The following is a 12691-nucleotide window of genomic DNA, read 5'->3' as shown; positions in this document are numbered from 1 at the left end:
TACAGTACAGAGGCGCAAGGTATCTGACCAGTGCCGTTGAGCGGCAAGCACCAATCAGTGTTTTTGCGTCACCTGGCCAAGGTCGTCACCCGAGGTGGTCTGCATGTCGCTCTTGCGCAAGTCCGCCACTTCGCCGGCCTTCACCGGTGCACCTTTATTCCCCCAGCTACCGCGAATGAAACTAACCACATCCGCCACTTCCTCATCCGACAAGCGCCAGGCAAAAGCCGGCATGGTGAAGGTCGACGGCGCCGCATGAGTGGCCGGCAAGGTGCCGCCATTCAATACGATGTTGATCAACGAGGTGGCATCCGCCGTCTGCACGACCGGGTTGCCCGCCAGCGCCGGGAATACCCGCGTATAGCCATGACCGTCGGTACGGTGGCACGCCGCGCAGTTGTCGATGTAGACCGACGCTCCGCGCTGGCTGTCGTCACCTTTCAACAAAGCCTCGGCGACCTGTTTGTCGTACTGATGAGGTTGATCTTTTGGATCAACAGCCGGCAGGCTCTTGAGGTAACGGGCGATCGCGGTCAGGTCGTCTTCTGACATGTATTGCATGCTATGGACGACAACATCGCTCATGCCGCCAAATACTGCACTGCGGTCACTGCGACCGGTCTTGAGAAACTGCACCAGTTGATCCTCGCTCCAACTGCCCAGACCGTCCTTGTGATCGCCCCGCAGGCTCTTGGCAATCCAGCCTTCCAGCGGCGCACTGCCGGACAAAAACTCAGCCCCTTCAGAAGCACTCAGGGCTTTTTCCTGCATGGTCAGGGCGCGTGGCGTATGGCACGCGCCGCAATGGCCGAGGCCTTCCACCAGATAGGCGCCTCGGCTGATCACTGGATCTGCCCCGGCCTGCGCCTGGTAATCCAAAGCATCGGGCGCAAACATCCAGCGCCAGGCTGCCAGCGGCCAACGCATGCTGAGCGGCCAGGGAATGTCGCTGTCCTTGTTCTCTTGGGCGACCGGTTCAACACCCTTCATGAAGTAGGCATACAACGCCTGCATGTCGGTTTCGCTGACCCGTGAATAAGATGGGTAGGGCATCGCCGGGTAAAGAGTACTACCGCTTTTGGCGATGCCGTGGCGCACGGCCTTGTCGAAGTCTTCAAAGCTGTAGTCGCCCAGGCCAGCCTTGTCCGGGGTGATGTTGGTGGAATAGATGATGCCAATGGGGGTTTCCATCGGCAGGCCACCGGCGAAGGGTTTTCCGCCCTGGGCGGTATGGCAGGCCACGCAGTCACCGGCGCGGGCCAGGTATTCGCCCTGTTTGATCAAATCATCCTGGGCGGCGCTTACCGAGCAACTGCTGAACAAGGCCAGGGAGGCGATAACGAATGCTTTCATGGTCATCGCTCCTTATGCCTGAACCAGCGGGCCGGGGTTTTTCAGGTACTGCTCGCGAATCGCCCGTGCCGACCAGTAGGTCAGCGCCGCTACCAGGCCCGTAGGGTTGTAACCCAAGCCTTGTGGGAACGCAGACGCGCCAGGGACGAACACGTTGTGCACATCCCAACACTGCAGGTAACGGTTCAAGGCACTGGTTTTCGGGTCGGTGCCCATGATTGCGCCACCGTTGAGGTGGGTGGTCTGGTAGGACGCAGTGTTGAAGTGATCACCCACCTTTTTACCCAGCAACGCGATGGCCTTGGGGTTCATCGCCTCGGCGATCTTGCCCATTTTCTCGACCATGAAGCGGTTCATCTTGATGTCGTTTTCCTGCCAGTCGAAGGTCATACGCAGCAGAGGCAGGCCGTAGGCATCGCGGTAAACCGGGTCCAGATCGAGGTAGTTGCCTCGGTAGGATTGATGGGCGCCGTGGGCGTCCATCGACACCTGGTGGGTGTAGTAATCGGCGGTAGCCCGTTTCCAGGCACTGCCCCAAGCCGGGGTGCCGGGTGGGTTGGAGGTGCCGGCAATCGGTCGGCTCCCGGCCTGATTGACCCACATCGGCGAACCACCGACAAAGCCGTGAGGCCCGTGGTCGAAGTTGTCGGCGTTGAAATCATCCACCGCCACGCCGTTGCCGCCGGCGCCGATAAAGTTGTTGGTGTGCACGTCTTTATCGAAGAAGGCCTTGATGGTGGCCATGTTCTGGTAGGCGAAGTTCTTGCCCACCACGCCTTCCCCGGAAATCGGGTCGTAGGGCTTGCCGATACCCGAGAGCAGCATCAAGCGCACATTGTGGAACTGGAACGCGCCGAGGATCACCAAGTCCGCTGGTTGCTCGATTTCCCGGCCTTGGGCGTCGATGTAGGTCACACCGGTGGCTTTGCTCTTGGTGCTGTCGAGATTGACCTTCAACACGTGGGAGTTGGGCCGCAGTTCAAAGTTCGGCACCTGCTTGAGGGCCGGCAGGATGTTCACGTTCGGCGAGGCCTTGGAGTACATGTAGCAAACGTAGCCACTGCAGAAGCCGCAGAAGTTGCACGGGCCCATCTGCGCGCCATAGGGGTTGGTGTAGGGCCCAGAGGTATTGGCTGATGGCAGGTTGTAGGGTTTGTAGCCCACGGCATTGGCCGCTTGCTGGAACAGCTGCGCGGAGTAGGTATTTTTCTGCGACTCCAGGGGGAAATGGTTCGAACGGTCTGGCGCATAGGGGTTGCCGCCACGGCCTTCGCCCACCAACTGACCTTGCACCGTCCAGGCCTGGCCAGAGGTGCCAAAGACTTTCTCGGCGTAGTCAAAGAACGGTTCCAGCTCTTCATAGCTGACGCCGAAATCCTGGATGGTCATGTCCTTGGGAATGAAGCTTTTCCCGTAGCGCTCTTCGTAGTGGCTGCGCATGCGCAACTCGATGGGGTCGACACGAAAGTGCACGCCCGACCAGTGCAACCCCGCACCGCCGACACCATTACCCGGCAGGAAGGCGCCCAACTGACGATTAGGCAAGGCGACGTCATTCACGCTATGGCGAATAGTCACCGTCTCCTTGGAGATATCCTGGAAGAGTTTTTTGCGAACGCTGTAGGTCAGTTCGTCAATAACTTGCGGGTAGTTGCCGTCCGGGTAGGTGTCCTGCATCGGCCCACGCTCAAGCGCAACAACGTGCAAGCCCGCTTCAGTCAGTTCCTTGGCCATGATCGCGCCGGTCCAGCCGAAGCCGACGATGACCGCATCCACTTTCTTCATGATGGTCGCCACGCTTATGCCCTCTCGCCACGGATGGAAACAGCCGGGAAGGGGTATTGCTCGTTGCGTTCAACCCAATCCATAAAATCGGCGCGGGCGCCGGGGAAGCCGATCATGGTCCAGCCGACCATGCCTTTGTTGCCACCGTGGATCGGGTCGCAGAAGAACCCTTCCTTGGTGTTTTGCAGCAACAAGTTGAAGAAAATCTTCGACGGCACGGCGTCAAAATGCACAGCGGATTCACCGCCGCCGGCTTCCAGGCGCTTGAGCATATCGTCCTGGGTAGCGCTGTCTTGCGCAGCAAAAGCTTTACCGTTGAACGCTTTCGACCACGCATCCGTGGCAGCAATGCCTAGCCGATAGATTTCCTTGGGCACCAATTTGCTCTGCCAACCCATCTCCGGCGGCGCGTCGGCGTTGAACGGACCTTGCATAAACCACAGGGCGCCGCTGGCGTATGGGGTGTTCATCTGGCGGTCGATGTATTCCGGCGCACCGGCTTCCAGCGCACCAGGGCCTTGTGCATCAGCCGGGATCAAGCGAGCGACAGCGGCATTGATAAAGGCCCATTCTTCGGCAGTGAAATAGCTCGGCTCGTAAGCCTTGCTACTGACAGAGGCCTTGGCCGGACTGGCTTGAGCAGGCTCGGACGTAGCCATCAGCACCGAACCGCCCAGGCCCGTGCTGGCAACAGTGACCACCGGGATCAAGGTCAAGGATTTGCGCAAAAACTCACGCCGGGGGTTGTCTCGATCTTGATCAGACATGGTGGCACCTCATCATGTGGTCACGGGTTTGTCAGCCGCTTCTAAGGAGCGACTTGTCGTTTTGGCAGCAAATGGGGATCCAAAGGACCCAAGGGGATAGAACGCAGCGGCAATCAATAGTTACAAATGATAGCAGGCTAAGCATTAAGGCGAACCGATTCAGCAGCGAAATATCGAGAGCCCAAATCAAGAAGCAGCGATTTACAAATCTTTGACAGTGCCCTCACAGCCTTTTGACCCCACTGCTGCAAAGCTGTGCGCATCAGCCAACTCCTCCCCGGTCGCCATTCGCATGTTGAAAATCAGCCACCTCTCTGCACTCTGCCTGTCCTTCATGGCATCGCTGGTGATCGCCCACGCCCAAGCCGCGGACACATCGCCGACCCGGCCACCGGAATGGGCGCAACCGCTGGAAACGCGCTACAACTTCTATCAAATGTCGCCCACGCTCTACCGCAGCGCGCTGCCCGACAGCGGTGCTATAGCCCTATTGGAAACGCTCAAGATCGGCACCGTGATCAACTTCCTGCCCGAGTCCGACGCCGACTGGCTGAAAAAGTCCGACATCAACCAGGTGCAATTGCCTTATCGCACCAATCATGTCGACGATGCCGACGTATTGGCTACCCTGCGCGCCATACGGGCCGCCGAGGCCAGCGGCCCGGTATTGATCCACTGCAAGCACGGCTCGGACCGCACCGGTTTGATGGCCGCGATGTATCGGGTAGTGGTGCAAGGCTGGAGCAAGGAGGAGGCACTGAGCGAAATGACCCAAGGAGGGTTTGGCAGCAGCACAGGCTTCAAGGACGGCGTTCGCTACATGATGCAGGCCGATGTCGACAAACTGCGTACAGCGCTGGCCAATGGTGATTGCAGCACCAGCGCGTTTGCGCTGTGCTCGATGAAGAGTTGGATTAATACGGGGGGGACGGGTTCGTAATTCCCCTTGCAGGAGCGAGCTCGCTCGCTCCTTGGAGGATCAGTGTTTTTTCAGTTTCGGATTGGGGAAAAACTGCACCGCTTGCACCTTGGCATCCGGCACTTTCAACGCCGATGTGTTCACCCGCGTACCCAATTCCTTGGGCACCGACAGGCCTTGTTCATTGAGCGTGTCGGAGTAACCGCAGGCCACGCACTCGCGGTGCGGTACGTCGTCTTCGCTCCACATCATCAACTTGTCTGGCTCGCTGCACGCCGGGCAGACCGCCCCGGCGATAAAGCGTTTTTTGGTTTTCACAGGTCCGTCACTCATGCTGCCGCGCCCTCACTCAGGCCGCTGTGGCGCAAGAGTGCGTCAATCGAGGGCGCACGTCCGCGGAAGTCGACGAACAGCACCATCGGCGCCTGTGAACCGCCACGAGCCAGGATCGCTTCGCGAAATGCCCGGCCAGTCTCGGCATTGAGCACGCCGTCTTCTTCAAACTTGGAGAAGGCATCGGCGGACAGTACTTCTGCCCACTTGTAGCTGTAATAACCCGCCGCGTAACCGCCAGCAAAGATGTGAGCAAAGCTGTTAGGGAAGCGGTTGTAGGCGGGCGGGCGCATCACCGAGACTTCGTCGCGCACGCCTTCGAGCACTTGCAACACACTGCGGCCATCACCGTGGGTGGCGTGCAGTTCGAAGTCGAACAGGGAGAACTCCAGTTGGCGCACCATCATCAGGCCGGACTGGAAATTCTTCGCCGCGAGCATTTTTTCCAGCAGGTCCTGAGGCAGCGGCTCACCGGTTTCGTAGTGACCGGAAATCAGCGCCAAACCTTCTGGCTCCCAGCACCAGTTCTCCATGAACTGGCTCGGCAGTTCTACCGCATCCCAGGCCACGCCGTTAATACCGGACACGCCAGCATGTTCGACGCGGGTCAGCAGGTGATGCAGGCCGTGGCCAAACTCGTGGAACAGCGTCGTCACTTCATCATGGGTCAGCAGCGCAGGCTTGCCGCTGTCGGCCGGGGTGAAGTTACACACCAGGTTGGCCACCGGGCTCTGCAGCACGCCATCAATAGTGCGGCGGCGATCACGGGCGCCATCCATCCAGGCACCGCCACGCTTATTGGCGCGGGCATACAGGTCGAAGAAGAAGCGGCCGACGTGCTGACCGTTTTCCTTGATTTCGAACAGGCGAACATCCGGGTGCCAGGTGTCGAAGCCTTTCTGCTCGGCGATCTCAATGCCATACAGACGCTGGACAATGGCGAACAGGCCGCCAAGGACCTTGTCGATAGGGAAGTAGGCGCGCAGGGCTTCCTGGGCCACGCTGTAACGCTGTTCACGCAGCTTTTCACCGTAGAAACCGCTGTCCCAGCTTTGCAGGTCCGGGCAGCCTTGTTCGGCGGCGTAGGCCTTGAGCTGTTGCAGGTCCTGGGTAGCAAACGGCTTGCTGCGCTTGGCCAGGTCGCGCAGGAAGCTCAGTACCTGATCGCTGGACTCAGCCATTTTGGTGGCCAGGCTGAGTTCGGAGAACGAGGCGAAACCCAGCAGTTGAGCAAGCTCCTGACGCAGGTCGAGGATTTGTTCCATCACCGGGCCGTTATCGTTCTGACCGGCATTCGGGCCTTGGTCTGATGCACGGGTGCAGTAGGCGGCGTAGATTTCCTCGCGCAGGGCGCGGTCGTGGGCGTAGGTCATCACCGCGTAGTAGCTGGGGAATTCCAGGGTGATCAGCCAGCCGTCCTGGCCCTTGGCCTGGGCGGCGGCAGCCATCTGCGCCTTGGCAGAATCGGTCAGGCCGGCGAGGGTGGCTTCATCGGTGACGTGCTTGGTCCAGGCCTGGGTAGCGTCCAACAACTGGTTGGAGAAGCGGCTGCCCAGCTCCGACAGCTTGCTCTGCACTTCGGCGTAGCGTTTTTGCTGCTCTGGCGGCAAGTCGATACCCGACAGGCGGAAGTCGCGCAGCGAGTGCTCAAGAATGGTTTTTTGCGCCACATCGAAACCAGCCGCTTGCGGGCTGTTGGCCAAGGCTTCGAAAGCCTGGAACAACTCACGGTTCTGGCCCATCTCGGTGGAATAAGCGCTCAACGCCGGCAGGCAAGCCTCGTAGGCTTCCCGCAACTCGGCGCTGTTGCACACGGCATTGAGGTGGCTGACCGGGCTCCAGGCGGCGCCCAGGCGGTCATTGAGTTCGTCCATGGCCAGGATCAGGCCGGCCCAGGTCGGATTTTTGCCCTGGCTTTGCAGGATGCCTTCGATGGCGACACGGTTGTCGGCCAGGATCTGTTCGATGGCCGGTTGCACGTGCTCGGCACGGATCGCCGAGAACGGCGGCAGGTCGTAGGACTGCAGAAGAGGGTTGTTCGCGCTCACGGTTGGCACCTTGGCTGAAGAAACATGTAAGAACAAAGATGGGGCCATCTTAATTACAATCAACGCCCACCGCAGCTATCAGCAGAAGAGAGAGAGCCTATCGTGACCCTTCGCACCTACCAGAATCACACGCCGGCCTTGGCCGCCGGGGCTTTTGTCGATGCATCGGCGGTGGTGATCGGCGATGTCGAAATTGGCGCCGACAGCTCGGTCTGGCCACTAACGGTCATTCGCGGCGACATGCACCGCATCCGCATCGGGGCGCGCACCAGCGTGCAAGACGGCTGCGTGCTGCACATTACCCATGCCGGGCCCTTCAATCCTGACGGTTTCCCACTGCTTATCGGCGACGATGTGACCATTGCCCACAAGGTCATGCTCCATGGCTGCACGGTGGGTAGCCGGATTCTGATCGGCATGGGTAGCATCGTGATGGACGGGGCGGTGGTGGAAGACGAGGTAATCATTGGTGCCGGCAGCCTGGTGCCACCAGGGAAAAAGCTTGAGAGCGGCTTTTTGTATGTCGGCAGCCCGGTAAAGCAAATCCGTCCGCTGACTGACAAGGAGCGGGCGTTTTTCACCTACAGCGCCGCGAACTACGTGAAGCTCAAGGACCTGCATCTGGCCGAAGGTTTCAACGAATGTTAAGGACACCCATGCACTACAAAACTGTTTTGTTCGACCTGGACGGCACCCTCACCGACCCTCGGGAAGGGATCACCCGCTCGATCCAATACGCCCTCGCCAAACTGGGGATCGATGAGCCTGACCTGACCAAGCTGGAACATTTTATCGGCCCACCGCTGCTCCAGGCCTTCATGCAGTTCTACAGCTTCGATGAGGCCAAGGCGTGGGAGGCCGTGAATTTTTACCGCGAGCGATTCAAGGTCACCGGGCTGTATGAGAACCGCGTGTTCGACGGGGTCATGCCGCTGCTTGAGGACCTTAATGGCCAAGGCCGGCAGCTATATGTCGCCACCTCCAAGCCCTGGGTGTTTGCCCGCGAGATCGCCCGGCACTTTGATTTCGCCAAACACTTCAAGGTGATCTACGGCAGCGAGTTGGACGGCTCGCGCACCAACAAGGTCGAGCTGATCGCCCACCTGATGGCCGAAGAAGGCCTGGACCCGGCCAGCACCCTGATGATTGGCGACCGCAAGCACGACCTGATCGGCGCCCGCAGTAATGGACTGGATGCGGCGGCGGTGGGTTATGGGTTTGGCAGTCATGAGGAGCTGAGTGCCGAGGCGCCGGCCTGGCATTTTGAAACCTTGGCTGAGATGCATCAGGCGTTTTTGCCTCGCTCTTGAAGTAATCTCGTAGCAAGCTGTCGAGCCCCAGCGAGGCTGCGGCGGGAGCACCTCGGCCCCCAGGTTTGAGAGCTGCGGTGCGGCCGACGTAGCCTCGCTGGTGCTCGACAACTACGGACCTTCCAGTGCCCTCAGCGCCGCCTTGCGCTCATCCATCGGCAACCCACCCAACGTCTCCACCGCCCCGTAGAACTTCAGCCAATCCCCACCCGTCTGCCGGAACAACGCTGCAAACGCCGGCACCCATTGGTCATACAAGCCAAACGGCAATAACCGGGCGTTGTTCATCGGCGCATTGATCCAGGCGTCATAGCGCTTGTCGCCCTGCCATTGGCTGTCGCGCACCTGCCGGTAATCACTGCGCAACCGCTCAAATTCGGCAGCTTTGGCCTGACGCATCGTGTCCGCAGCCAACGGCTGCGCATATACACGTTCCAGGCGCTTGCGAGTGTCGAGAATCAGTTGGATAAACTGATCACGCTGCTTCAGCGCAGCGCTGCTGGTCGGCGGCAAATCACGGGCCGCACGCCATTGGCGAGTGCCCTCCTGCTCGACAAAGGTGGCAAACGACTCGTTGAATTCGGTGTCGTCCTTCACATAAAACCGCTGATGGGCCAATTCATGAAAAATCAGCGTGGCCAGGCGCTCATCGCCCCAGCCCATCATCGAACTCATGATCGGGTCATTGAACCAGCCCAAGGTGGAATAGGCCTCGACGCCGCCAATCGACACGTCCATGCCTTGCTGCTGCAACAACGCTGCTTCACCCCGCGCAGCGCCCTGGCTGTAGTAGCCGCGATAGGCCACGCAGCCGGCAATCGGGAAACAATGGTTCTGCGGTGACAGGGAAAATTGCGACGTGGCGAAGACATTCCAGACCACGTAAGGCCGACCGATATCGGCGTACAGGCGATAGCTTTGGTTGTCCGGCAGGTGCAGCTGCTGGCTGGCAAAGGTGCGGGCTTTTTGCGACTGGACCAGGTGTTCGCGCAACACCTGGGGCCGGGAAGGGTCGGCGATCACCTCAGCCACCGCCTCACGGGCCCGAAGCAGTTGCCATTGGCCACTGGCCAATTGGGTGTAATAGCCGACGCTTGAACAACCGTTGAGCAACAAAAATATCAGCCCCGGAAACAAAAGCCGGAAATGACGATCAAGTACCCCATGACGTGAACACCAACGTCCAACCATTACCGCCCTTCCTCGCAGAGTCTGCCCGCCAGACTATCTCGCTTGTACGGAGTTTCGCCATGCGCATGTTCATGCTTACGGGGGGCCTGCTGATCCTGACAGGCTGCGCCGGATTGCCCGAGCCCGACCCGGCCCAGGCCTGGATTGACCTCGATAGTGGTCACAACACGGCGCTGCATGCGCTGGAAGTCGACGACAAGGCGGCGGTAGATAAACGCTTTTTTGAAGTGCCGCCTGGTCGCCACCAACTGACTGTTCGCTATCAGTTCGCCGTAGACACCACTAATATCGGCCCGGACGCCCAGCCGTTATGGCGAGATTGCCAACTCAACCTGACATTCAAGGATTTCAGCGCTGCAGAGCGTTACCAGATACAGGCTGGGAGCACCGGTTTCAGGCCCTGGGCCAAACTGTATGACCGTAATCACAGAGTCATTGCCCAGGCACAGCCCGCTGGCTGCCAGCGAAGTTGATCAGCGGTATGCTGGACTCCTTTCTACAGTCGAGTACCCGCCATGCGTCAGCTTTTGTTACCCATCGCCGCGATTTTACTCAGCGCCTGCGCCTCGACCCCCATCCCTCCTGTTAACCCGCAGCAAGCCTGGGTCGACTTCGCTACCCCGACTCCGGGTGCCAAACTGGTAATGGCCCAACGCTTGGACGGTAAGTCCCTGAACGACGGGCGCTACTTCCAGGTACCACCCGGCAGCCACGAGTTGATGGTGCGCTTTGATTTCGAGGTGTATTCCGGTGGCGGCCTGGGTGGAGGACTGAGCCAACCTCAAGACCGAACCTGCTTCATCACCTTGCAGTACGACCATTTCGAGGCGGGCCAACGCTATCGCCTGGAAGGGCGCTCGTTGGCCTTCACCCCCAATATTCGGCTGTACAACGCCGCACGGCAATTGCTGGCCGAAGAACGCAGCGTCAACTGCATTCCCTGATCAGTCGTTGTTTTTTTGGTAGATGATGGCCTTGGTACCGTTCTCACAGCTGCCGACGACCATGGCGATGTCGTGCTTGTCGGCTTCTTCCTTGGTCACGATCTCCAGGGTGTAGGACGGAACCGCATTGGCCTGGATCTTGACTTCAATCTCTTTCCTGAGCTCTTCACAGTCTTTCGGGGCTGCCAGCGCCGAAGTGGCCAGCACACCGCAAATAATCGCCAGGGCAAAACGTTTCATGAGTGAAGCTCCCTAAATGCATTGCGCACGGGTGTGCGCCAAAGCTGCAGTCGAGTATTCGACCACAGTTATGAAACGCGAGTTCTGATTTAACGCAGACAAAAGACCCTGGGAGGTCGCTCCCAGGGTCGGGGGAGTTGATCAGCTTACGAGGGTGCCATCCAGGGTGATCGTGGCATTCAGCACCTTGGACACTGGGCACCCTTCCTTGGCCTTTTTGCTCAGCTCATCGAACTGCGCCTGGCTGGCGCCCGGAATCTTCGCCTTGAGGATCAGGTGTACCGCCGTGATCGCAAACCCACCGTCCACTTGGTCCAGGGTCACTTCGGCCTGGGTGTCGATGCTGTCGGCCTTGAGCCCGGCGTCGCCGAGGATCATGGAAAAAGCCATGGAGAAACAACCGGCATGGGCCGCGCCGATCAGTTCTTCAGGGTTGGTGCCTTTGCCACCCTCAAAACGGGCCTTGAAGCCGTAGGGTGCTTCGCGCAGGACCCCGGTTTCGGTGGAGATGGAGCCAATGCCGGTTTTCAGATCACCTTCCCAATGCGCCGATGCTTTCTTTTTGATGCTCATAGCAGTCTCCTCGTGCCTGTGGTTTTCGGTTGCTTAGGGTTCTGAGGATAGAAGCTCTGGCAAAGTTCACCCTGTCGGACAAAGCCATTTATCGGGTAGGCAAATTTACGTCAGCTATTGAATCTCGGGTATATGCCCTCATTGCATAGAACACGCATCTGAAGCAGCAGGTTTTGGCTCGTCCAAAAAAGCCTGCGCCCCCCAACTGGAGAAGCAGGCTTATGACCTCCCTGTCTGACGTGAAGTTTTCGACCCTCGACCTGGTACCCGTGCGCGCCAACGGCAGCCCGGCGCAATCATTGCGCAACTCCCTGGACCTGGCCCAGCACGTGGAAAAACTCGGCTACCACCGCTTCTGGGTGGCCGAACACCACAATATGGATGGCATCGCCAGCTCGGCGACCTCGGTGTTGCTGGGCTACCTGGCCGGCGGCACTTCGACCATTCGCGTCGGCTCTGGCGGCGTGATGCTACCCAACCACGCGCCATTGGTGATCGCCGAGCAGTTCGGCACCCTGGAAAGCCTGTACCCCGGCCGGATCGACCTGGGCCTGGGCCGCGCCCCCGGTTCCGACCAGATGACCGCCCGCGCCCTGCGCCGCGAACGCTCGGGCAGTGCCGACGACTTCCCCAGCGATGTCGCCGAGTTGATGGCGTATCTCGGCCCACGCACGCCCGACCAACGGGTGATCGCCGTACCCGGCACCGGTACCAACGTGCCTGTTTGGTTGCTGGGTTCCAGCTTGTTCAGCGCACAGCTGGCAGGCGAGCGCGGTTTGCCTTACGCCTTTGCCTCACATTTCGCACCGCGCCTGATGCATGAGGCGATTCGCGTCTACCGCAACCACTTCAAGCCTTCGGCGGTGCTGGACAAGCCCTACGTGATGCTCGGCATTCCGCTGGTGGCCGCCGACACCGATGAGCAAGCCGACTACCTGGCAACCTCGGTGTACCAGCGAATCCTCGCGCTGATGCGTGGGCAAAGCCTGGTGCAGCGCCCGCCGGTTAAAACCATGGACGGCCTGTGGCTGCCCCATGAAAAAGACGCCGTCGGCAGTTTCCTCGGCCTGGCCATGGTTGGCAGCCCGGAAAAGATCCGCGCCAAGCTGCAAGTGCTGGTGGAGCAGACCGGTGCTGATGAGCTGATCTTTACCTGCGACCTATACGAGCACGCCGACCGGATTCATTCCTACGAACTGCTGGCGCAGGTCATGAAGGGCTAAACCCC

Annotated in this window: 14 protein-coding genes; 6 read left to right on the top strand and 8 right to left on the bottom strand. The window is 59.7% G+C overall.

The genetic code is table 11. From position 1 onward, the window contains the following. Window positions 1-54: 54 nt before the first annotated feature. Genes ACZRJ6_RS09135 through ACZRJ6_RS09125 form a run of 3 tightly spaced genes read right to left on the bottom strand, consistent with a single transcriptional unit; the run spans window position 55 to window position 3905 of the window. Window positions 55-1353, bottom strand: a complete 1299-nt coding sequence (locus ACZRJ6_RS09135; protein ID WP_463967474.1) for a c-type cytochrome — start codon at window positions 1351-1353, stop codon at window positions 55-57. A 12-nt stretch (window positions 1354-1365) separates the two neighbouring features. After that, window positions 1366-3150: a GMC family oxidoreductase gene (locus ACZRJ6_RS09130; RefSeq protein ID WP_149412780.1), complete on the bottom strand. Its 1785-nt coding sequence runs from the start codon at window positions 3148-3150 to the stop codon at window positions 1366-1368. 2 nt (window positions 3151-3152) lie between these two features. Beyond that, a complete protein-coding gene (locus ACZRJ6_RS09125; protein ID WP_463967475.1) occupies window positions 3153-3905 on the bottom strand; it encodes a gluconate 2-dehydrogenase subunit 3 family protein in 753 nt (250 codons plus the stop codon). Window positions 3906-4197: 292 nt separating this feature from the next. Here ACZRJ6_RS09125 and ACZRJ6_RS09120 point away from each other — a divergent pair, with 292 nt between their 5' ends. Next, window positions 4198-4845 carry a dual specificity protein phosphatase family protein gene (locus tag ACZRJ6_RS09120; protein ID WP_463967476.1) on the top strand — a complete coding sequence of 216 codons (648 nt, stop codon included), beginning with the start codon at window positions 4198-4200 and terminating at the stop codon, window positions 4843-4845. A 39-nt stretch (window positions 4846-4884) separates the two neighbouring features. On the opposite strand, the gene ACZRJ6_RS09115 is transcribed toward ACZRJ6_RS09120, so the two are convergent. Both ACZRJ6_RS09115 and prlC read right to left on the bottom strand, forming a co-directional pair. Then, window positions 4885-5157 (bottom strand): YheV family putative zinc ribbon protein, encoded by a 273-nt coding sequence (locus tag ACZRJ6_RS09115; protein WP_133100587.1) that lies wholly within the window; start codon window positions 5155-5157, stop codon window positions 4885-4887. Beyond that, the gene (gene prlC / locus ACZRJ6_RS09110; RefSeq protein ID WP_463993533.1) at window positions 5154-7253 is read right to left on the bottom strand and encodes an oligopeptidase A; all 2100 of its coding nucleotides are present in this window, start codon (window positions 7251-7253) and stop codon (window positions 5154-5156) included. Before prlC ends, ACZRJ6_RS09115 begins: the two co-directional genes overlap by 4 nt. A gap of 54 nt (window positions 7254-7307) precedes the next feature. On the opposite strand from prlC, the gene ACZRJ6_RS09105 reads away from it, so the two are divergent. Continuing rightward, window positions 7308-7853: a gamma carbonic anhydrase family protein gene (locus tag ACZRJ6_RS09105; protein ID WP_463967478.1), complete on the top strand. Its 546-nt coding sequence runs from the start codon at window positions 7308-7310 to the stop codon at window positions 7851-7853. Window positions 7854-7861: 8 nt separating this feature from the next. After that, the gene (locus ACZRJ6_RS09100; RefSeq protein WP_463967479.1) at window positions 7862-8515 is read left to right on the top strand and encodes an HAD family hydrolase; all 654 of its coding nucleotides are present in this window, start codon (window positions 7862-7864) and stop codon (window positions 8513-8515) included. A gap of 111 nt (window positions 8516-8626) precedes the next feature. On the opposite strand, the gene ACZRJ6_RS09095 is transcribed toward ACZRJ6_RS09100, so the two are convergent. Beyond that, window positions 8627-9706 carry an aminopeptidase gene (locus ACZRJ6_RS09095; protein WP_463967480.1) on the bottom strand — a complete coding sequence of 360 codons (1080 nt, stop codon included), beginning with the start codon at window positions 9704-9706 and terminating at the stop codon, window positions 8627-8629. Window positions 9707-9765: 59 nt separating this feature from the next. Between ACZRJ6_RS09095 and ACZRJ6_RS09090 the strand changes: the two genes are divergently transcribed. Both ACZRJ6_RS09090 and ACZRJ6_RS09085 read left to right on the top strand, forming a co-directional pair. Beyond that, a complete protein-coding gene (locus tag ACZRJ6_RS09090; RefSeq protein WP_463967481.1) occupies window positions 9766-10179 on the top strand; it encodes a PA0061/PA0062 family lipoprotein in 414 nt (137 codons plus the stop codon). Window positions 10180-10221: 42 nt separating this feature from the next. Then, on the top strand, window positions 10222-10650 hold the full coding sequence (locus tag ACZRJ6_RS09085) for a PA0061/PA0062 family lipoprotein (RefSeq protein ID WP_463967482.1): 429 nt from the start codon (window positions 10222-10224) through the stop codon (window positions 10648-10650). Here the strand turns inward: ACZRJ6_RS09085 and ACZRJ6_RS09080 are convergent, their stop codons facing one another. Then, window positions 10651-10890 carry a DUF1161 domain-containing protein gene (locus tag ACZRJ6_RS09080; RefSeq protein ID WP_463967483.1) on the bottom strand — a complete coding sequence of 80 codons (240 nt, stop codon included), beginning with the start codon at window positions 10888-10890 and terminating at the stop codon, window positions 10651-10653. Window positions 10891-11031: 141 nt separating this feature from the next. Further along, entirely contained in the window at window positions 11032-11463 is a 432-nt protein-coding gene (locus ACZRJ6_RS09075) for an OsmC family peroxiredoxin (protein WP_133100595.1), read from the bottom strand. A gap of 221 nt (window positions 11464-11684) precedes the next feature. On the opposite strand from ACZRJ6_RS09075, the gene ACZRJ6_RS09070 reads away from it, so the two are divergent. Next, window positions 11685-12686 carry an LLM class flavin-dependent oxidoreductase gene (locus tag ACZRJ6_RS09070; RefSeq protein ID WP_463967484.1) on the top strand — a complete coding sequence of 334 codons (1002 nt, stop codon included), beginning with the start codon at window positions 11685-11687 and terminating at the stop codon, window positions 12684-12686. Window positions 12687-12691: the final 5 nt, after the last annotated feature.

This window comes from Pseudomonas sp. C321, from assembly GCF_055407105.1.
This window is presented reverse-complemented; position numbering and strand designations above follow the sequence as displayed.